The following is an 18,408-nucleotide window of genomic DNA, read 5'->3' as shown; positions in this document are numbered from 1 at the left end:
CGCGGCTATCCATTGTGGCGTCACTTCCTAGTAAATATTGTTCATGCTACTGACCGATGAGCATGCTGCCTATTCCGGGACAATCGATAAACAAAGTCATACGCTCTCGCTCTTCCCCACCCATGACGGTCTACAATCGGCTGACGGTTGAAGAATATTTACGTTTCACGCATAAACTCTATGAATCGACTGAGACGATTAATGAACCGCCCATAAAAGTTGGCCATGAAAATCCAATTTTCATGGGTGTTGTTCACGACCAAATGTACGAAAGCGTTCAAGATACAGGTGGCCGAGCGCTTTTTAAAGGTAAAAACGGATCAAGGCTCAAGTGATTTACGAGCTGAGATGATTTATCCCATCTCCGGGTTCATGTACCTCAAACAGTTCGACGACATGGTGCACTTCAGCCGTGATCTCGTGCGCTACATCGATTACTACAATTATACTCGCATTAAAAACGACTAAAAGACCTGAGCCCGATGGAATACCGGACCCAGATCTTGAATGTTGCGTAACAACTCATTCACTGTCTAGCTTATTTCGTTTCGTTCAGTTCAAGGAACTCATGAGATGCTGTTTTTTGTCTTTCATCAATCGATACAGATTGTTTATGCGCTCAATCCATTATCTTCCATGATTTCTTTATAAGCTTTTGTGTCAACGTATATCTCATCCTTAAGCGGATTGAGCTTCAACTTGCGAATTCTGTAAAACTGATAAGCGACTAATGCAATATTAGCTAACAAGGACACTAAACTGACGATGAAAAATGCTTTTGGATCATGTGTAGAAGGTACAGGCGCAAGTCGATCTGCAAATGAAGGAATCGTCATAATAAACATAATCCATAAAGCTAGCGTATGAGCCCGATGTTGTAGCCACGCGCCTTTTTTGATGAAGAAGGAAGGAATCGTACAAGCTAGTAACAGCGCAAATCCGGCGTAAAACGAATGATCTGAAATACAGTTATACACGTACGCAAAGTTCCATAAATCATATGCGATAATCCATGGCCAAATCATGTCTGGCCAAATCATATCTTTTGATTTGTCATTAGAAATTTTAATGCCGACCCATCCACAGATCGCAATGATATTTAGTAACCCCGCTATTCCATTCATAATATTCCATGGCCCTGACATTACCCAGAGGTTATCTATATATGCGCCATCCCAGGCACCATACATATAAACTTGAAAATCACGAATACAAGCCTCTAAAATATTGAGCGCTAAAATTCCCGGTGGAAACCACAGTACCCACTTCTTCTTAGCAATAGATGGGTAATAACGAATAGCCATGAAACCAAGACATCCCGCTAATGCAGAATATGTTTTGACCCAGTTAAACCAAGTACCTGTTCCATACTCATTGCCCGGGGCGGCAGTCGTTGGCCAGACAAAAATCGTTAATATTACAGGAAGGATTAGAAATAAGGCAATTCCACCCCATTTTGTAGTTCGGCTGAATTCATTAAAAGCCATTAGTGCAAACAGGACAAAGATCCATATTCCCCATCCCATAACGTCTGTTGATTCGTATAACAAACCCATGACGGCGCCTCCTGAAACTCTTTTAGTTTGCTCACTATTGAACAAGTATGTGTAACAAAAAACGACTTATGCCGACTTCAACCGTTTAAAACTATATTGTGCTTTGTTATTGTGCAACTGCCACATATGCCAGAACACATAAGGAACGATAATTACAAAGTTAATGATTCCCCATACGCTCAATACTTGTGGGTTAAACCATGAAGTGGAATCCATGACCTTTGGAAACACATCAAAACAAGCTCTTAACAATAAATGTGCCGCTAGCGTATATATACGAGCCGTAATGTATAATTCAGGACGTTTTTTCATAACCGGGTACAACTCGGCTGCTAATAAAATACATAAAGAACTAGCGAAGTACATTGGAGATTCGGCATACACAAAACAAGCGTTCCATGACGTATAAATGAAGTTCCAAGATCCTGTCGTATAGGCAACCAAATCTGCCGAAGAGTTTTTTAGGATTTTCCAGTATTTTGGTGCGAACGGAATTGTCACACATAGAAGGAATCCACAAGCGGCATTAAAATAGTTTTCAAGAGTTATGTCCTTAATCGTCGCTTCTGCAATGTTGAGGAACAGAATTGCGTAAAAGAACCACAAGAAATCATCTTTTTTCAGAAAGTCCCAGATTAGACCTTTCTTATCTTCCTGCACGGCAATTCTTGAAAATCCAACGATGATTGTCGGGATGATGACACTCAAAATTTTTACCCAGCGAAACCATCCGTCTACGTTGCCCATCAACCACAACGGAAACGTTAACAGGGAAGCGAGCCAAAAGTAGGCAGAAAGCTTGTAATGTTTACGAAAGAAGACGATTACACCTAACAGAAGCGCGAAATAGATTGGCATAGAAATTACATGCGGCCAAATAACCATGTTTTCACCTCATTCTTGGATTTAACAAACCGAACGTTCGTTATGTTTTTAGTGTAAACCCGGCAAATCGAATAGTCAATGTGAAATAATTCACAATAATACATTTAAGTAATTTCTTTTGCTATGTTATTGTTAATTTTGTAAGGGGGATTCATGATGAAGGTGGATGGCAAATCAAGAATACTTGCTGCGGCAAAGATAGTAATCAGTCGGCACGGATCTAACCGGGCGACAGTAAGAGCGATTGCAGAGGAAGCTGGCATGAGCACAGGGGCAATTTATCATTATTACAAAAATAAAGATGACATTTTATATGACCTTCTAGACGAGAGTCTTTCTGACTCTACCCGGATTGCAAAAGGCATTGCCAAGCAAGAGTTAGGAAAAGACAAGGTGAAGAAAGAAATTTTGCAAAAGACGGAAGAACGCTTAAAAAAAGATGCGGAAAATCGTCTGCAATACCATTTCGCACACGAAATACTATTAGGAAATAAGGAATTACAGCTAAAATTCAAACAAAAATATAAAGAATGGACTTTCCGGATTGAAGAAATATTAATAAATGTGTACGGACTTGAAGATACACGATTGAATCAAGCATTAACCTCATGGTTATTAGGTGCAATTGATGGCGTGATACTCCAGTATCTTCTAGACGTTAACGATAACGATGTTGAAGATATGATGGAGGTTTTCGAATTGTTATTAGAAAAAGGACTACCACCATTTATTCAACTTCTTAACGATAAGTAAATGAAATGAGTTCGGTACGATACCGGACTCATTTTTAATTTGGTCATAAAAAAACTGCACCTCCAATTGTCAGATGTATCTAACAACCGGGGTACAGTTTACATAAATATTTCACTATTGAAATGCTAGCAAATCACTCTCATCTTACCAACAAGCCTTGTGATATCAAGGGTTGGGTTGAGATGGCGTAATTACATCATTCCGCCCATTCCACCCATGCCGCCCATGTCAGGCATGCCGCCGCCAGCGCCTGCTGGTTCTGGCTTGTCTGCGATGACCGCTTCCGTTGTGAGGAACATGGCTGAGACTGATGCTGCGTTTTGAAGCGCTGAGCGCGTCACTTTCGCCGGGTCGACGATACCGTATGCGATCATGTCGACGTACTCGCCAGTCGCGGCGTTGTAGCCGATGCCGACCGACTCGTTCTTGAGCTTCTCGACGATGACTGAACCTTCTTCACCCGCGTTTTCCGCGATTTGACGGACCGGTGACTCAAGCGCACGGAGGACGAGTTTGACACCTGTCGCTTCATCCGCTGTCACTTCAGAAAGAAGTGCACGGACGGCTGGGATGACGTTGATGTAGGCTGTACCGCCACCTGCGACGATGCCTTCTTCGACCGCTGCGCGTGTCGCATTGAGCGCGTCTTCGATGCGAAGCTTGCGCTCTTTGAGTTCTGTTTCTGTCGCTGCGCCAACTTTGACGACGGCTACGCCGCCTGCGAGTTTCGCGAGACGCTCTTGGAGCTTCTCACGGTCGAAGTCAGACGATGTCTCTTCGATTTGGTTACGGATCGTTTGAACGCGCGATTTGATCGTCGCTTCATCGCCAGCACCTTCGACGATCGTTGTCGTGTCTTTCGTGACGACGACTTTCGATGCGCGTCCGAGCTGGTTCAGTGACGCCGACTTGAGCTCGAGACCGAGGTCTTCTGTGATGACTTGGCCGCCTGTGAGCGTCGCGAGGTCTTCGAGCATCGCTTTACGACGGTCGCCGAATCCTGGTGCTTTGACCGCGACCGCGTTGAACGTACCACGGAGCTTGTTCAAGACGAGTGTCGCGAGCGCATCGCCTTCGATGTCTTCAGCGACGATCAAAATCGGTTTCCCTTGTTGCACGACTTGCTCGAGCACTGGGATGATCTCTTGGATGTTCGAGATCTTCTTATCTGTGATCAAGATGAACGGGTTGTCGAGTACCGCTTCCATCTTGTCTGAGTCTGAGATCATGTATGGTGATAAGTATCCGCGGTCGAACTGCATGCCTTCGACGACGTCGAGTTCCGTCGTGAAGCCGCGTGACTCTTCGATCGTGATGACGCCGTCGTTGCCGACACGTTCCATCGCTTCCGCAATCAATTCGCCGACTTCTTCGTCAGCAGCCGAGATGGCCGCGACTTGCGCGATTGCTTCTTTCGACGCGATCGGTTTCGAGATGGCTTTTAGTTCTTCGAGCGCACGGCGGACCGCTTTGTCGATCCCTTTACGAAGGATCATCGGGTTCGCGCCCGCTGTGACGTTCTTCAACCCTTCACGGATCATCGCTTGAGCGAGGACTGTCGCTGTCGTCGTACCGTCCCCTGCGACTTCGTTCGTCTTCGACGCGACTTCCGCGACGAGCTTCGCGCCCATGTTTTCAAAGTGGTCTTCGAGTTCGATTTCTTTCGCGATCGTCACACCGTCATTCGTGATGAGTGGTGAGCCGAACTTCTTCTCAAGGACGACGTTACGTCCTTTCGGTCCGATCGTTACTTTTACCGCGTCAGCGAGTGCGTCGACGCCGCGAAGCATTGCGTGACGTGCGTCTTCTGAGAATTTGATTTCTTTTGCCATTGTTCATTTCCCCCTAAAAAAAGTTTTGAAGAATGGTGAGTCTTAGCCTACGATTGCTAGAATGTCGCTCTCACGAACGATTAAGTATTCTTTTCCATCATGCTTCACTTCGGTACCCGCGTATTTCGAGTAGATGACCAAATCATTTTCTTTGACGTCGAGAGCGATCCGCTCGCCTTGGTCTGTCACACGGCCTGTGCCGACTGCGAGGACCTTCCCTTGTTGCGGCTTTTCTTTCGCCGTGTCAGGAAGCACGATGCCTCCGATCGTCTTTTCTTCTTTCTCCACGACTTCGATGATGACGCGATCTCCTAGTGGTTTTAACATTGAAAAAACCTCCTCCGAATATGAATGATGTATCGTTGTATCGTAAGTTTTAGCACTCATCAAAATGGAGTGCTAACACTGTTTAGTGTAGTATGAGACGATGAAAAATGCAAGCGGGAACATCGAAAAATGCTTCCACTCGCGGTCAAGAGACCTTATTTGTTACAATGGTCAAAAGGAACGCTTAACTCTTGTGAATAAGGAAGTGTTGAATTGGCCACATTAAACTCAAACCAATCGATAAATACCCGGTTTTCGATGGCGCCTAACATTCGGATTCGGCATATCATCCCGATTCTGCTCTATGCATTCGTGCAGTTCTTCCCGTTTGTCATCAAAGAGTTACGACCGGAATGGCTGACGACGACGTTCACTGGAATTTGGTTCGCAGTCGGCTTCACCGTGACGATTGTCGTCTCGATTTTCTTGCTCCGCCCTGACTTGAAACTGTATAAGCAGCAAGGCATCCAGTCGAACTTGAACGACACGGTCAAATGGATTGGGCTCGGGATCTTGATGCAGTACGGGCTCGTCATCGTCGCCAACCTGATTGAGACCGCGATATCAGGTGATCTCGTAGGGTCACAAAACACCGAGCAAATCGCTGATATCGTCCGTCTCGTCCCAGTCATGACGCTCTCAGTCGTCTTGCTCGGACCGATCATGGAAGAGATTTTGTTCCGCCACATCCTGTTCGGGAACTTGAGCGCCCGCTTCGGGTTTTGGATCGCGTTTGCGGTCAGTTCACTCTTGTTCGCACTCATCCACGGCGACAATAAGATCCTTGTCTATGTGGCGATGAGCTTCGCCTTCACGGTCGCTTACGCCAAGACGCGTCGCTTGATCGTCCCGATCGCGATTCACGCGTTCAACAATGCGCTCGTCATGGTCGTACTATTTTTAATGTAGAAATGAGGTGGCACATATGCCGCGACACTTAAAAGTCATGTTTTTGTTCAGTCTCTCGTTCGGGATTCTGTTTACGGTCCTCGCCTACTACTCGGTGCAGGAGTATGGCTTCAGCTTCTGGACGTACTTCATCATCGCCGTAGCCGCTTACGACTTCTTCAAGGTGTACCAAATCTTGACGCTCGCTCGGAAAGCTAAAAAAGACAACAACAATAAATCGGCATGACCAAAGCCCAAGCTCACACAGCTTGGGCTTTATCTATGGTAAGAAACAGCCCACTTCTCAGGAAGCGGGCTGTTTCTTAATTCGCGTAATGAATCTGTTGCCCGGTGACGAGCGGATAAGCAATCAGCCGCGTCCCGTCTAAATCTTCATTGAACAGCGACACGGCCGTGATCTGGCTGTTCTCATACGTTTGATAATAATAGATGCCTCGGTCCATATTGCAGCAAGACGAATAGATCGTATATTCGAACGTCCCGTCCGCTGCCTCATTCAGCCCCCGCGTCTGCATCACCGTGTCCAGTAGCTTGAAGAACTGGCTGACGCTCTCCGACTCGGTTGTCCCGGCGACCGAGTTGAATTTGGCGAACGTCGCTCTTACGAATCGCGACGTCGACGATAAGTCACCGGGTAACCCATGGCCGCCTAAGCCGAGACAATACGGTTCGAGCTCGAGTGCTTTCGCAAACGTATTGTCCGGCAGCTTCGTCGAGATATGACGGTAGTCGTTCAAATTGAACAGTTGATAGTCAAACGATGGGTTATTCGTCAATACGCCGACCGGGTTGTCGTAAACGCGCAACCCGTTTTTGAGCGGCTCCACGACGATCGACTGCTGTTGGTCGGCAATCAGCCAATGGAGCGGATGCAGCCGTAGCTCATTGCTGAAATCGATGTTGACTAAGTTGATCGTCTCAAGTCGTTGCTTCGCCTCGCCCACCGTGGCACACTGTCCGAGTATCCACGGGATGAACTCGAACGGAGTGACGTTATCTAAACCGCTCGCCTCCGGTTTGAAGTCGGCGTTCCCCGGAAAATTAAGCCCGGCCATACTGAGACCTGTTTCATTCGTCGCTTCATAATAAAGCGGATAGTCGTCGACGATTGTCGCCATCCCGATCATCGCGTAATGATGAGGGACGTCGCCCACGCGTCTATATGTGAAGGGATAGTTCCTAGGCGTGATCGTCACTTGTTCGTGATAGGAGACGTTCAGGTCAAGATTGCGGCCGAAATAGTGATCTTTCGTCGAATACGTGATGGCTGTACACATAACAGGACTCCTTCCGTTCAAAAACAGACACCGATACTCTTTGGTCTATTCACGTTATCCGGGGACTTCAACCACAGATCCTGACGACAAAAGACCAGTCAAGCTGTCGCTTCACCGGTCTCGCTCGCTATGTTATACGTGACGTTCGACAGAAGGTTCCAGGTCTTGAAAAAACCAGAGACCAAAGCCCTTTAATCCGAAGACGAGCGCCAGTCCGTAATGCATGAGCGCGCGCAACGAATAGTCGATTGTCTCGACCCGAAACGAGATGAAGACCCCGATCATCAACGCGACAATCACGACGCGAAGCGTGAACGTACTTGCTTGTTCCCCGATGGCTTTCCCCGTCGCGTCACCCTGTGAATACGCCACGTCATGGCGCCAATAATAAAAAACTAACGCGAACGACATCAAAGTACTTTGAGGCACGTCCCCGAGCAGGAGTTCCACTACGACCATCCCGAGCATAACGCCCGTCCCTAGTTTCAGTACGTCTTGGTTCGAAAACTTCTCCCGAACACGAAGCATTACCGAACGCTTCTTCATAACACGATAAACCCGACCGTCAATAGTCCATACATGAAGCCAAGGACAATCACGCTGATGGCAATCGATTTATATTGCGGATACTTATGTAACACGACCGCTCCCGCGATGATGTGAATAAACGCGACGATGAACGTCAAAATGGCAAAGCCCATTTGGTTCTTCCTCTCTTCTAAAAAAATAAATAGAAATTCATGGGAATTCATCCGTTTCCCGGTACAATAAAGAATGCATTTATTATATCAATTTTTGGAAAGAAGGCACACCACACCATGAATTATTCACGTACCGATTTAACGACTGAGGAAATGCTCCTCGTCAACAGCGAAGTCGAGAAAAAGAAACGCAATCTCGTCGTTGCGTATTTGCTTTGGCTCTTCCTCGGCGCTTTAGGCGCTCACCGCTTCTATTTCAAGAAAACAGGAACAGGCATTGCCATGCTCTTGATGGTCGTTTTGACGATTGGTTTCGGTGCTATCATCACAGGCATTTGGGCACTCGTCGACGCGTTCCTCATGCCTGGTTGGCAGCAACGTGAAGTCGAGGCAATCGAAAGTGAAACGATCGCTTCGTTGAAAACTCGCACCGAGCAACAAGTAGCCTTTTAACGATCAGACGGCCACGCAAGCGCGCGGCCGTCTTTTGGTTAGAAACTATTCTCTTTTAAGTAGAACGCGAAATTGCGATGTTGCCGCTCTTTCGTCGCGTAATGAATCCATAACCAGGCGAGCGACTCGAGTTCACGGGCAAGCTTCAAGTGGTGGAGCGTATGCGCGTCGAAGCCGATCTTCGAGGCCAAGCCTTGAACGGCCCAAACCGCCTCCTGATCGTCCCCGGCGATGAACATCATCGACTTGTTCGGATTCTCCAAGGTCTCGACCCCGGTCTGATTGAACGCCTTGACGATACGGACGTGCGGGGCCAAGTCCTGCAGATGTTCGGCCCCCGACTTCCCTTCCGGCCGCTCAATCGCGTCAAACTCTTTCGCGATCGGGTTCGTCACGTCGATAACAATCTTATCGTCCAAATCCCGGAGTGACTGAATCAAATCGATCGCCGCCGCGAACGGTGTCGTCAGTAACAGAACGTCACTGTTTGACGCCACTTCTTGGAGCGACATCGTCCCTTCCCGTTCCGTCCGAGTCCCGTATAACACGTCATAGCCGACGTCCTCGAACTTGCGGCCGAGCGTACGCCCGACCTTGCCGGCTCCTAATATCCCGATCTTCATGTATCGAGTCCCCCTTATAATTCTTCGTCCGTCCGCGTGATCGTCCCACCGAGTTCGCTTGCGAGCCCATCGAGCACCGAATCGTCAAACTCTTCCCCGATCCCCATCACACCGGTCTGCCCGGGCTCGATGTTGCCGACGGTCCGTTTGAACGTCTCTTGAATGCTTTGGACGTGTTTCAAATCTTTCGTCCCACCGATCAGTCCGCCGGTGAGCGTCCCGAACAGAATTCCGAACGGTCCCCCGAGGATCCCAACCGCCATCCCGATCAACGCGCCTTTCGTCGACTTCGTCACCGGTTTCAACTGCACCGCGTCCTCAAATGAAAACGCCCCGTTGTCCTCGCGCTTGATGACGACGAGTTGTTCGAACCCGATAAGCCCGTCGGCGTGATACTTTTTCAACTTGCTGAACGCCTGATACGAAATCGCCTCTTCTGGAAACGTGAACGTGACGATATGGTACGGCTGTTTTTCCTTCTTACTCATGTCGGCTCCTCCTTTTACACATACAGGGACACATCAGCTTTCCTTTAGTTCTTCCCCGGGTTCAGACGAAAAAAAACCTAGTCCGAAGACTAGGCGTTCAAGGATGTTTCTCATTCAATTCATAATGCGAGTACGGGATACAGAGCGGCGTCCCGTACAGCGGGTCTTTCGTGACGACGACTTTTAAGCCGAAGACGTCTTTCATGAACGTCTCATCGACGACATCATTCGGATTGCCTTGACGGTAGACGTTGCCGCCCGCGAGTGCGATGACGTGATCAGCGTAACGACAGGCGAGATGCAAGTCGTGGAGCACCATGATGATCGTCTTGCCTTCCAACCGGTTCAACCGGTACATCAAGTCGAGGATCTCGATTTGGTGCGACATGTCGAGATATGTCGTCGGCTCATCGAGAAGGATCGTCTCCGACTCTTGGGCAAGCGCGAGGGCGATCCAGACGCGTTGCTTCTGCCCACCCGACAAGTTGCTGACGAGCGTGTCTCGAAGCGAGACCGTGTCTGTGAAGGCGAGCGCCCGCTCGACGGCGCGCTCATCGTCTTCCGAATAGCGCTTGAAGAACGTCTGGTACGGGTAACGGCCGAAGCGGACGAGCTGTTCGACGGTCAGGCCGTCCGGAGCGACGTTCACTTGCGGCATGAACGCCATGAGCCGGGCCGCTTCCTTCGCCCGGTAAGCGTCGAGCGGCTTATCGCGGAACGAGACCGTGCCTGCTAAAGCGTTGCGCTGCCTCGCGAGCGTCGATAAAAGCGTCGACTTCCCGCACCCGTTCGCGCCGATGAGCACGGTGATCTTTCCGTGTGGGATCGAGAACGTCAAATCGTCGAGCACCGTCTTCTGTTCATAGCCGATGGCGACTTGCTGTAAATCAAATGTATTCATCTCATGCTTCCTTTCATCATACGGCGAAGTAAATAGAAGAAGTACGGCGCACCGATGACGGCTGTCATCACACCGGTCCGGAGCTCATACGGATAAAAGATCGTCCGCCCGATCGCGTCCGCCAACACGACGATCGTCGCCCCGACGAGGAGCGTCGCCCAAACATAAGGCAGTTTCAATCCTTGACGGGCGATGTGCGGTGCCATCAGTCCGACGAAGCCGATGGCGCCGACGAAGGCGACACCGATGCCGGCGAGTAAACACGACAACAAGAGCGTCCCCCGTTGGATCCCGCGCACCGGCACCCCGATGCTCGTCGCAACCGCCTCACTGATGTGGAGCGGCCGGACGTGCCGTTCAATCAAGAAAGCGGCAAGTAAAAACAGGATCGCGAGCGGGACCATGATCGTCAGTTGCTTCCACGTCGCTGCGTACACCGTACCGGTCAACCATTGTTGAATATCGTTCTTCCGATAAACGTTCGAGGCGAGCATCATGAACTGGACGAGCCCTTGCGAGAAGATGCTGATCCCGATCCCGATGAGTGCGAGTCGGACCGGCGGGACGCCGCGCTTCAATAAATAAAACAGAAACGCCCCGACCACGAGTGCCCCGGCAAACGAGGCGAACGGGATATAGGCGAGCGGGACGGACAACTGATTCGTCCGCTCGTCGGTGAAGACGGTAAAGAACGTCGCCGTCGCCACCCCGGCCCCACCGACGATCCCGAAAATCTCGGGTGAGGCGAGTTCGTTCTTGATGGTCAACTGTAACAAATGCCCGCTGACGGCGAGACAGGCCCCGGCGGTGATCGCCATGAGCACGCGCGGCATCCGGAACTCGTAGACGATGAGCTCCGCGAACGCGTCACCCGATCCAACGAAGAGTGCCCCGAGTGACCACGGCGTCAAAAACGTTTCTCCGATGGCGAGACCTAAATAAATGGCAATGATGAGACCGACAAGTAAAGCGACCGCCAAGACGATTTCACGCCTCCTGAGCGTGAACGAGAACGGGCCTTTTCGAAAACTGTATGATTTCATGACTTAAAGACTCCTTGTCTAGCACTGACGAGATAGATGAAGAAAGCTCCACCGATGACGGCGAGCACGACACCGACCGTGACTTCGCGGGGGAATAAAATGACACGTCCGAAAATATCGGCCGCGAGCAACAGCACACTTCCGAGCAGGGCGCTCCCGAGCAACCTCGCGAAAAACGCCGTACCGAACATGTACCTAGCGAGGTGCGGGGCGAGCAGTCCGACAAAAGCGATCGGACCGGCCAGCGCGACACCGAACGCCGACAAGATGACGGCGAGCGTCACGGCGACGAATTTCACAACACCGACGTTTTGACCGAGCGAACGGGCGACTTGATCACCGAGCGACAACGTCTCAAGTTCTTTACTGATGAAGATGACGAGCACGGTCGCGCCAATCATCCATGGCAAGAGCGTCGTCACGAGCGTCAGCGATCGTCCCGCGACCGACCCGGTCAGCCAAAATAGCACTTCGTCGAGCGCCCCTTCCTCATACGCGATAATCGATTGGGTGAACGAGCTGAACAGCGCCGCGAGCGATGCACCGGCGAGCGTCATGTACATGACGTTGCCACCGTTCGCGCTGAGGAGATAGACGATGACACCGGCGATGAAAGCGCCAATGAGTGCGGCCGTCGTGAACGAGGCGATGCTGCTGAACCCGAACAACGTCACGAGCACGATGGCAAGACTCGCCCCGGCGTTGACGGCCAAAATATCGGGTGACGCGAGCGGGTTGCGCGTCACAAGTTGAAACAAGAGTCCGGCCAAGCCGAGGACACTCCCGACGACGAGAGCGACGGCGGTCCGCGGAATCCGGTTGTCCTCCAAGGCGATCATCGCCTTTGAAGATACGTCACCGCCTAAGCCGAGCACGTCTTCGTGACCGACCGGGATGACGCCGACCCGTAAACTGATATAACTCAAGATTGGTAATGCAATGATCAAGGCAAATAGTTTGATCCACGGTTTCATCATTTCCTCACTTCTTTCCTCCCCTACCATAGCAAAATCTCGCTGTTAGAAAAAGGGGTTGACAGTGATAATCATTATCACTTATAGTCGGGAAGGAAAACTTACTATACAAAGGAGACTTTATTCATATGAAAAAACTTGGATTAGCGTTACTTACGCTCTGTCTGACCGTTGTCCTCGCTGCTTGCGGCGGGTCGGAAGAGGCGACCAACTCGAACGAATCAGAAGAAGCAGCGACACGCACGGTCGAGCACGCCATGGGCACCGCTGAAGTCCCAACAGAACCGAAACGCGTCGTCGTCTTGACGAACGAAGGGACCGAGGCGTTGATCGCCCTCGGTGTCAAACAAGTCGGTGCCGTCAAATCATGGAACGGTGACCCGTGGTACCCGCACATCGAGTCTGAGATGACAGATGTGACGGAAGTCGGGACAGAGAGCGAGGTCAACCTCGAGGCGATCGCGAAACTCGAGCCAGACCTCATCATCGGTACGAAACTTCGCCAAGAGAACATCTATGACAAGCTGAACGCGATCGCACCGACGGTCATGTCAGAGACGCTCAAAGGCGACTGGCAAGAGAACTTCGCGCTTTACGCGAACGCCCTCAATCTCGAAGACAAAGGAAAAGACGTGTTAGCTGACTACAACCAACACGTCGAAGACACGAAAACTGAGCTCGGCGACGCCGTGAACAAAGAATTGTCGGTCGTACGTTTCCTTCCTGGCGCGTCACGCATCTACTTCACGGACAGCTTCTCAGGCGTCATCTTAGGCGACGTCGGCGTCAAACGCCCGGCGTCACAAGACCGCACGGAATTCGCTGAAGAAGTCACGATGGAACGCATCCCGGAAATGGACGGCGACCATATCGTCTACTTCACATATGGCGGTGCGGACGGATCGAAGACGGCCGAAGAATGGCAGTCAAACCAGCTTTGGAAAGACTTGAAAGCCGTCAAGGCCGGTGAAGTGACCGAAGTGAGCGACGATACGTGGAACACGTCGGGCGGCGTCTTGTCAGCCAACGAAGTGCTCGACGAACTCGTCATCATCTTGAAATAAGCACAAGCGCGCCAAATCGGCGCGCTTTTTTTAACATAATTAAGCGAGAATTCTCCCACCTCTAAGCGTCTGGGGCGAAGCCCAGCGTAGGTGGGAGATGAATCGCCCGTACATAAACCTCTTGGCCACCCCTGTGACAGATATGACGAACATAAGTTCGTGATTCCGTCAGATTTCCCTTCCCCCGTCGCGGGTATCGGATGAGGAAGGCGTTCATCACGATCATCGGCCGAGAGGAGGGGGAGACATGCTGAATGGCTACAAATACCGGCTCCACCCGACGTCGGAACAGGCCGATTTCCTGGTCAGGACGATCGGCTGTGCCCGGTTCATCTACAACAAGCTGCTCGAGGACCGCATCGCCATCCACGAGGAGGCGAAGGCTGGGACCGGCCCGAAGCGCAAACTGCCGACACCCGCCTCGTACAAGCCCCTGTTCCCGTTCCTCGCCGAGGCGGACAGCCTCGCGCTCGCGAATGCGAAGCTTCACCTCGACGCGGCGTTCGCGAAGTTCTTCGCCGGGACGGCCGGCTTTCCGGTGTTCAAGTCGAGACGGAAATCGCGCGCCTCCTACACGACGAACAACCAGCACGGCACGATCCGCATCGAGGGGGACCGGGTCCGGCTCCCGAAGGTCGGGTTCATCCGCTTCACACAGCACCGAATCTTCGACGGGGCCATCCGCTCTGCGACCGTGTCGATGACGAAGACGGGCAAGTTCTTCGTGTCGCTCCTCGTCGAGCAGGACGACGAGCCGTGGGTCCCGGCCGAGCACAAGATCGGGATCGACCTCGGCCTCGGGCACTTCGCCGTCATGACGAACGACGCGCTCGTCACGGAGAAGATCGCGAACCCGCGCAACCTACGAAAGGCCGAGGCGCGGCTCAAACGCACGCAGCGTGCGCTCTCCCGCAAGAAGCCCGGCAGCCGGAACCGCGAGAAGGCCCGGCTCGTCCTCGCGAAGAAACACGAGCAGGTCAAGAACCGACGGCACGACTTCCTCCACAAGCTGTCTAGACGCATCGTCGACGAGAACCAAGTCGTCGTGGTCGAGACGCTGAAGCCGAGGGAGATGATGCAGGACCGCCGCCTGGCGAAGTCGATCGGGGACTCCGGGTGGGGCGAGTTCGTCCGCCAGCTCGCCTATAAATGCAGGTTCCACGGCCGGACGCTCGTTCAAGCCGATCCGTGGTTCGCCTCGACCCAGGTCTGTTCGGCCTGCGGCGAGAACGGCGGCAAGAAGGACCTGCACGTCCGCGAGTGGACATGCGCCGCATGCGGCGCGCACCACGACCGCGACGTCAACGCGAGCCTCAACCTGTTGGGTCTCGCCGACTGAAACACCCCAGGGCAGGGACTGCCCGACGAGCTTGGTCCACAACCGTGGCTGGTCAAAGCATGGTCTTCCCAAGAAGCTCCCACTTCAAGTTGCGAAGCAAATAAGTGGTGAGTAGTTCACTACACATATGGTAAAATTTACATATCAAATTCGAGATGGGAGTCTACTTTATGCAACGTGCTCTTCGAAAATCCGCGACCGACCGTTCTCTCGCCGGTGTCTGCGGCGGCATCGCCGAGTACTTCGGCATGTCCTCGCTCGGCGTTCGGTTACTCTTTCTTATCATGCCCGGAAACATCCTCGTCTACATCATCCTCGCCAACTCGATGCAGGACGCGCCACGTTACCTATGAAAAAAAAAGATTCGAAAGCGGCTGCTTTCGAATCTTTTGCGTTATGCGTTGACTTTGTCTTTCATCGCCGCGAGCGCCCCACTGTTGATGAAGTGCCACGGCTTGTTGTAGTGCGGTTGGAAGAAGAAGTCGACGTAAGCGAGCTCTTCGACCGTCATCTCGTTTTGGATCGCGAGCGACAACGTGTTGACCGCTTGCGTCATATCCGCTTTCGAGAGCACTTGTCCCCCGACGACACGGTGTGTGCCGACTTCATAGACAAGTTTGAACTGGACCGGCTCCGCCGTCGGCATGAACTCAGGGCGGTACGCGTCCTCGATCACGACGCTCTCGACGTCGAGGCCGAACAATCCGGCCGCTTCTTCCGTGAGGCCTGACGAGGCGATGTTCCAGTCATAGAGACGAAGACCCGACGTTCCTTGCGTACCTTGGTAACGGACACGCGGCGTGACGAGGTTCTCGGCGACGAGCGTACCCATGCGGACGGCGTTCGTCGCGAGCGGGATGTAAGCATGTGTGCGCGCCGGGTTATAGTAGACGGCACAGCTGTCACCGGCTGCGAAGACGTCCGGGTTGCTCGTGCGCATATATTCGTCGACGATGATGGCGCCGTTGCCGAGCATGTCGACTTGTCCTGCGAGCAGTCCCGTGTTCGGGCGGAAACCGACACATAGAATGACGAGGTCGGCTTCGAACTCACCTTTGTCGGTGACGACGTGCGTGACGTTTCCGTCTGTGCCGCGGAACGCTTCGACCGTTTGGCTGAGCTCAAGGTCGATACCGCGTGACGTCATGTCGGCTTCAAGTTGGTCCGTGAACGACTTGTCGAGGTACTTGTTCAAGATGCGGTCAGCACTGTCGATGAACGTGACGTGCTTGCCGTACACTTCGAACGCCTCGACGAGCTCGACGCCGATATAGCCGGCACCGATGACGGCGATATTTGTCGCACCCTTAGCCCGCTCGATGATGCGCTGAGCGTGACCATAGTTTTTGCAAAGTTCGATCCCAGTCATCTCGATGCCAGGTAGCGTCGGGACAATCGGCCAAGATCCTGTCGTCACGATCAAACGGTCGAACGTGTCATATACGTCTGCACCCGTCTCGAGGTTTTTGGCGTGGACCGTCTTCGCTTCCGCATCGATGTTCAACACGTCATGCTTCATGCGCATCGTCGCGCCGAGTTCTTCGAGCTCGGTCGGTGATGAGTAGAACAATTCTTCAGCGCGTTTGACGACGCCACCGACGTGGAGGGCGATCCCACACGAGAGGAAGCTGACGTTGTCGTTCCGCTCATACACGGTGATGTCGAGATTGTCGTGCTTGGCGAGTAAGCCTTTGACTGCTGCTGTTCCTGCGTGTGTACATCCGATGACTGCGATTTTCATATGGTAGTCTCTCCTTTGAGTTGTAGGCAAGTTAGTGTTTGTGACAAATATCACATTCGCTTTCTGAACTTAGTGTACTATTTCACAAGAAGGTTTGACAATCCCTTTGCTCAGTTTTTCACGTAATTATGTCTAAAGTTTGAACGCCGGTTGTGACGACAAAAAACCGTTCCTCGGCAGGAACGGTTTTGATCATGAATTGGACGTGCGTCTCGCTTTCATCCAGTGGTAGATGACGACACCGATATATGTGACGAACCCGATCACATACAATATAAAGCCGTACAAGATCCAGCCCAGGGCGTCCCACCCGCGGACGAAGACGAGTCCGATGATACACGACACGTATCCCACGACGAGCAGCGTCAACGAGAAGGCAAGTCTCCGCTTGAATGGCGACTTCCAAAAGTTCAGCACGGCAATCAACAGAATTGTCGTCAACACACCGATGATGATGAGCTCATCCCCGTAGTACTCCCAAGTCATCGTTTCTCCCCCTGACATGTGTTTGATTGGTTTTATCTTAGCATGTACTTCCTTGTTGCAGAAAAAGCGTTTACGACCAATATCACTTTGAACATGTAGTTTCAGTACGACAGTTTGCGACCAAAAAGCACCGTTATGCCAACCGTGATACGTGCCAACCGACAAGGAGAAACAGTCCGATCAACACGATGGCCAAGCCCCTTTTCAAGATACTTCCAGTTTAGCGCACTCGCATTAAAAAAACACCACGTCTCATGACGTAGTGTTCACTTCTCATTCATTTGCTTCATCAAATCCATCTGTTCTTTCACCATCGCCTCTTTCTCACGTCGGAGCACACCGCGGTACGTCATGCGTGAGATCGATAAGCTGATCTCATATAGGAAGAAGAGCGGCAGCGACACCATGAGGTGCGACGTCAAATCCGGCGGCGTGATGAATGCCGCGATGACGAACAAGGCGAAGTAGGCGTACTTCCGAATTTTTGAGAGGAAGTACGGCGTCACGACACCGATGCGCGTCAAGAACATCGTCACGACCGGCAACTGGAACAACAGTCCGAACGGGATTGTCAGTTGCAACAGGAACGTGAAATAGTTCGTCGCCCCGATGATTTGCGTCAGACCGAGGTCTTGCCCGAGGTCCGTCGAGATATCGAGGACGAGCGGGAACAACCAATAGTAGGCGAATGCGAGACCGATGAGGAACAAGATAAAGATGACCGGGATATAGGCGAGCGTCCATTTTCGTTCATTCGGATGCAGACCAGGTGCGACGAACGCCCACAGTTGATACAGTAGAAATGGACCAGACGCGACGAGCCCGATGACGAGCGCCAAGTTCAAGTAAATCATGAGCGGGTCCGCGACCCCAAAGGCGTTCAGCTCGAGCCCTCGTTCGACGAGGTCCGCCTGCAGATAGGCGAGCACGTATTTGACACTCGGCAAAGCGATCAGAAAGAAGGCAAAGACGACAAATGCCGACAGCATCAGTCGTCTCCGCAGCTCTGTCAAGTGATCGGACAGTGCCCGTTCTTGATCAGGTTGATGGCTCATG

Annotated in this window: 23 protein-coding genes; 8 read left to right on the top strand and 15 right to left on the bottom strand. The window is 51.8% G+C overall.

The annotated features are described in order from the left end of the window. Positions 1-225 precede the first annotated feature (225 nt). Positions 226-468, top strand: a complete 243-nt coding sequence (locus tag EVJ28_RS14235; protein ID WP_161567379.1) for a hypothetical protein — start codon at positions 226-228, stop codon at positions 466-468. A 143-nt stretch (positions 469-611) separates the two neighbouring features. On the opposite strand, the gene EVJ28_RS11585 is transcribed toward EVJ28_RS14235, so the two are convergent. Together EVJ28_RS11585 and EVJ28_RS11580 are read right to left on the bottom strand one after the other, a co-directional pair. After that, entirely contained in the window at positions 612-1,556 is a 945-nt protein-coding gene (locus tag EVJ28_RS11585) for a DUF5692 family protein (RefSeq protein ID WP_131489047.1), read from the bottom strand. Positions 1,557-1,622: 66 nt separating this feature from the next. After that, complete coding sequence (locus EVJ28_RS11580; RefSeq protein ID WP_131489045.1) at positions 1,623-2,441, bottom strand: hypothetical protein; 819 nt, start codon at positions 2,439-2,441, stop codon at positions 1,623-1,625. A 156-nt stretch (positions 2,442-2,597) separates the two neighbouring features. Here EVJ28_RS11580 and EVJ28_RS11575 point away from each other — a divergent pair, with 156 nt between their 5' ends. Further along, the gene (locus EVJ28_RS11575; protein WP_236634145.1) at positions 2,598-3,194 is read left to right on the top strand and encodes a TetR/AcrR family transcriptional regulator; all 597 of its coding nucleotides are present in this window, start codon (positions 2,598-2,600) and stop codon (positions 3,192-3,194) included. A 191-nt stretch (positions 3,195-3,385) separates the two neighbouring features. On the opposite strand, the gene groL is transcribed toward EVJ28_RS11575, so the two are convergent. Together groL and groES are read right to left on the bottom strand one after the other, a co-directional pair. Beyond that, the gene (gene groL, locus EVJ28_RS11570; RefSeq protein ID WP_016510836.1) at positions 3,386-5,026 is read right to left on the bottom strand and encodes a chaperonin GroEL; all 1,641 of its coding nucleotides are present in this window, start codon (positions 5,024-5,026) and stop codon (positions 3,386-3,388) included. Between the two features lie 42 nt (positions 5,027-5,068). Beyond that, complete coding sequence (gene groES, locus EVJ28_RS11565) at positions 5,069-5,353, bottom strand: co-chaperone GroES (protein WP_016510840.1); 285 nt, start codon at positions 5,351-5,353, stop codon at positions 5,069-5,071. A gap of 258 nt (positions 5,354-5,611) precedes the next feature. On the opposite strand from groES, the gene EVJ28_RS11560 reads away from it, so the two are divergent. Continuing rightward, complete coding sequence (locus tag EVJ28_RS11560; RefSeq protein ID WP_131489112.1) at positions 5,612-6,262, top strand: CPBP family intramembrane glutamic endopeptidase; 651 nt, start codon at positions 5,612-5,614, stop codon at positions 6,260-6,262. Between the two features lie 16 nt (positions 6,263-6,278). After that, positions 6,279-6,488 (top strand): YdiK family protein, encoded by a 210-nt coding sequence (locus tag EVJ28_RS11555; RefSeq protein WP_016510842.1) that lies wholly within the window; start codon positions 6,279-6,281, stop codon positions 6,486-6,488. A gap of 76 nt (positions 6,489-6,564) precedes the next feature. Here the strand turns inward: EVJ28_RS11555 and bsh are convergent, their stop codons facing one another. The 3 genes from bsh to EVJ28_RS14230 form a co-directional block, all read right to left on the bottom strand. After that, positions 6,565-7,539 (bottom strand): choloylglycine hydrolase, encoded by a 975-nt coding sequence (bsh, locus tag EVJ28_RS11550; RefSeq protein ID WP_131489043.1) that lies wholly within the window; start codon positions 7,537-7,539, stop codon positions 6,565-6,567. A gap of 132 nt (positions 7,540-7,671) precedes the next feature. Then, entirely contained in the window at positions 7,672-8,085 is a 414-nt protein-coding gene (locus EVJ28_RS11545) for a hypothetical protein (protein WP_145963155.1), read from the bottom strand. After that, positions 8,082-8,240, bottom strand: coding sequence for a hypothetical protein (locus EVJ28_RS14230; protein WP_016509914.1), 159 nt, complete (start codon positions 8,238-8,240; stop codon positions 8,082-8,084). Before EVJ28_RS14230 ends, EVJ28_RS11545 begins: the two co-directional genes overlap by 4 nt. A 117-nt stretch (positions 8,241-8,357) precedes the next feature. Between EVJ28_RS14230 and EVJ28_RS11540 the strand changes: the two genes are divergently transcribed. Then, positions 8,358-8,693 (top strand): TM2 domain-containing protein, encoded by a 336-nt coding sequence (locus EVJ28_RS11540; RefSeq protein WP_131458205.1) that lies wholly within the window; start codon positions 8,358-8,360, stop codon positions 8,691-8,693. Positions 8,694-8,731: 38 nt separating this feature from the next. On the opposite strand, the gene EVJ28_RS11535 is transcribed toward EVJ28_RS11540, so the two are convergent. The 5 genes from EVJ28_RS11535 to EVJ28_RS11515 form a co-directional block, all read right to left on the bottom strand. Beyond that, positions 8,732-9,316, bottom strand: coding sequence for an NADPH-dependent F420 reductase (locus tag EVJ28_RS11535; RefSeq protein WP_236634144.1), 585 nt, complete (start codon positions 9,314-9,316; stop codon positions 8,732-8,734). Between the two features lie 14 nt (positions 9,317-9,330). Further along, entirely contained in the window at positions 9,331-9,804 is a 474-nt protein-coding gene (locus EVJ28_RS11530) for a hypothetical protein (RefSeq protein ID WP_131489037.1), read from the bottom strand. A gap of 97 nt (positions 9,805-9,901) precedes the next feature. Next, complete coding sequence (locus EVJ28_RS11525; protein ID WP_131489035.1) at positions 9,902-10,705, bottom strand: ABC transporter ATP-binding protein; 804 nt, start codon at positions 10,703-10,705, stop codon at positions 9,902-9,904. Beyond that, on the bottom strand, positions 10,702-11,748 hold the full coding sequence (locus EVJ28_RS11520; protein WP_131489033.1) for a FecCD family ABC transporter permease: 1,047 nt from the start codon (positions 11,746-11,748) through the stop codon (positions 10,702-10,704). The genes EVJ28_RS11525 and EVJ28_RS11520 overlap by 4 nt, the downstream gene beginning before the upstream one ends. Then, entirely contained in the window at positions 11,745-12,725 is a 981-nt protein-coding gene (locus EVJ28_RS11515; RefSeq protein WP_131489031.1) for a FecCD family ABC transporter permease, read from the bottom strand. Before EVJ28_RS11515 ends, EVJ28_RS11520 begins: the two co-directional genes overlap by 4 nt. Before the next feature lie 125 nt (positions 12,726-12,850). On the opposite strand from EVJ28_RS11515, the gene EVJ28_RS11510 reads away from it, so the two are divergent. From EVJ28_RS11510 to EVJ28_RS11500, 3 genes are all read left to right on the top strand, one after another. Further along, on the top strand, positions 12,851-13,786 hold the full coding sequence (locus EVJ28_RS11510) for an ABC transporter substrate-binding protein (protein ID WP_131489029.1): 936 nt from the start codon (positions 12,851-12,853) through the stop codon (positions 13,784-13,786). 247 nt (positions 13,787-14,033) lie between these two features. Beyond that, positions 14,034-15,125, top strand: a complete 1,092-nt coding sequence (locus EVJ28_RS11505) for an RNA-guided endonuclease TnpB family protein (protein ID WP_131489027.1) — start codon at positions 14,034-14,036, stop codon at positions 15,123-15,125. Positions 15,126-15,295: 170 nt separating this feature from the next. Beyond that, positions 15,296-15,478 carry a PspC domain-containing protein gene (locus EVJ28_RS11500; protein ID WP_035386443.1) on the top strand — a complete coding sequence of 61 codons (183 nt, stop codon included), beginning with the start codon at positions 15,296-15,298 and terminating at the stop codon, positions 15,476-15,478. A gap of 41 nt (positions 15,479-15,519) precedes the next feature. Here the strand turns inward: EVJ28_RS11500 and EVJ28_RS11495 are convergent, their stop codons facing one another. The 3 genes from EVJ28_RS11495 to tatC all read right to left on the bottom strand — a co-directional run bounded on the left by EVJ28_RS11495 (position 15,520) and on the right by tatC (position 18,407). Next, positions 15,520-16,866, bottom strand: coding sequence for an FAD-dependent oxidoreductase (locus tag EVJ28_RS11495; protein WP_070328997.1), 1,347 nt, complete (start codon positions 16,864-16,866; stop codon positions 15,520-15,522). A 192-nt stretch (positions 16,867-17,058) separates the two neighbouring features. Further along, entirely contained in the window at positions 17,059-17,352 is a 294-nt protein-coding gene (locus tag EVJ28_RS11490) for a hypothetical protein (protein ID WP_131469525.1), read from the bottom strand. A gap of 266 nt (positions 17,353-17,618) precedes the next feature. After that, the gene (tatC, locus tag EVJ28_RS11485; protein ID WP_131458186.1) at positions 17,619-18,407 is read right to left on the bottom strand and encodes a twin-arginine translocase subunit TatC; all 789 of its coding nucleotides are present in this window, start codon (positions 18,405-18,407) and stop codon (positions 17,619-17,621) included. Position 18,408 lies beyond the last annotated feature (1 nt).

The sequence above is a fragment of the Exiguobacterium sp. SH3S3 genome (assembly GCF_004337115.1).
Classification (GTDB): domain Bacteria; phylum Bacillota; class Bacilli; order Exiguobacteriales; family Exiguobacteriaceae; genus Exiguobacterium; species Exiguobacterium aurantiacum_A.
The sequence above is the reverse complement of the archived record's forward strand: the minus strand, read 5'-3'. Positions and strand labels throughout refer to the sequence as shown.

What these genes read in the sequence shown, in the direction of transcription:
- EVJ28_RS14235 (WP_161567379.1), top strand. Translation starts at nt 226, where the DNA reads ATGAAAATCCAATTTTCATGGGTGTTGTTCACGACCAAATGTACGAAA.
- EVJ28_RS11585 (WP_131489047.1), bottom strand. Translation starts at nt 1,556, where the DNA reads ATGGGTTTGTTATACGAATCAACAGACGTTATGGGATGGGGAATATGG.
- EVJ28_RS11580 (WP_131489045.1), bottom strand. Translation starts at nt 2,441, where the DNA reads ATGGTTATTTGGCCGCATGTAATTTCTATGCCAATCTATTTCGCGCTT.
- EVJ28_RS11575 (WP_236634145.1), top strand. Translation starts at nt 2,598, where the DNA reads ATGAAGGTGGATGGCAAATCAAGAATACTTGCTGCGGCAAAGATAGTA.
- groL (WP_016510836.1), bottom strand. Translation starts at nt 5,026, where the DNA reads ATGGCAAAAGAAATCAAATTCTCAGAAGACGCACGTCACGCAATGCTT.
- groES (WP_016510840.1), bottom strand. Translation starts at nt 5,353, where the DNA reads ATGTTAAAACCACTAGGAGATCGCGTCATCATCGAAGTCGTGGAGAAA.
- EVJ28_RS11560 (WP_131489112.1), top strand. Translation starts at nt 5,612, where the DNA reads ATGGCGCCTAACATTCGGATTCGGCATATCATCCCGATTCTGCTCTAT.
- EVJ28_RS11555 (WP_016510842.1), top strand. Translation starts at nt 6,279, where the DNA reads ATGCCGCGACACTTAAAAGTCATGTTTTTGTTCAGTCTCTCGTTCGGG.
- bsh (WP_131489043.1), bottom strand. Translation starts at nt 7,539, where the DNA reads ATGTGTACAGCCATCACGTATTCGACGAAAGATCACTATTTCGGCCGC.
- EVJ28_RS11545 (WP_145963155.1), bottom strand. Translation starts at nt 8,085, where the DNA reads ATGAAGAAGCGTTCGGTAATGCTTCGTGTTCGGGAGAAGTTTTCGAAC.
- EVJ28_RS14230 (WP_016509914.1), bottom strand. Translation starts at nt 8,240, where the DNA reads ATGGGCTTTGCCATTTTGACGTTCATCGTCGCGTTTATTCACATCATC.
- EVJ28_RS11540 (WP_131458205.1), top strand. Translation starts at nt 8,358, where the DNA reads ATGAATTATTCACGTACCGATTTAACGACTGAGGAAATGCTCCTCGTC.
- EVJ28_RS11535 (WP_236634144.1), bottom strand. Translation starts at nt 9,316, where the DNA reads ATGAAGATCGGGATATTAGGAGCCGGCAAGGTCGGGCGTACGCTCGGC.
- EVJ28_RS11530 (WP_131489037.1), bottom strand. Translation starts at nt 9,804, where the DNA reads ATGAGTAAGAAGGAAAAACAGCCGTACCATATCGTCACGTTCACGTTT.
- EVJ28_RS11525 (WP_131489035.1), bottom strand. Translation starts at nt 10,705, where the DNA reads ATGAATACATTTGATTTACAGCAAGTCGCCATCGGCTATGAACAGAAG.
- EVJ28_RS11520 (WP_131489033.1), bottom strand. Translation starts at nt 11,748, where the DNA reads ATGAAATCATACAGTTTTCGAAAAGGCCCGTTCTCGTTCACGCTCAGG.
- EVJ28_RS11515 (WP_131489031.1), bottom strand. Translation starts at nt 12,725, where the DNA reads ATGATGAAACCGTGGATCAAACTATTTGCCTTGATCATTGCATTACCA.
- EVJ28_RS11510 (WP_131489029.1), top strand. Translation starts at nt 12,851, where the DNA reads ATGAAAAAACTTGGATTAGCGTTACTTACGCTCTGTCTGACCGTTGTC.
- EVJ28_RS11505 (WP_131489027.1), top strand. Translation starts at nt 14,034, where the DNA reads ATGCTGAATGGCTACAAATACCGGCTCCACCCGACGTCGGAACAGGCC.
- EVJ28_RS11500 (WP_035386443.1), top strand. Translation starts at nt 15,296, where the DNA reads ATGCAACGTGCTCTTCGAAAATCCGCGACCGACCGTTCTCTCGCCGGT.
- EVJ28_RS11495 (WP_070328997.1), bottom strand. Translation starts at nt 16,866, where the DNA reads ATGAAAATCGCAGTCATCGGATGTACACACGCAGGAACAGCAGCAGTC.
- EVJ28_RS11490 (WP_131469525.1), bottom strand. Translation starts at nt 17,352, where the DNA reads ATGACTTGGGAGTACTACGGGGATGAGCTCATCATCATCGGTGTGTTG.
- tatC (WP_131458186.1), bottom strand. Translation starts at nt 18,407, where the DNA reads ATGAGCCATCAACCTGATCAAGAACGGGCACTGTCCGATCACTTGACA.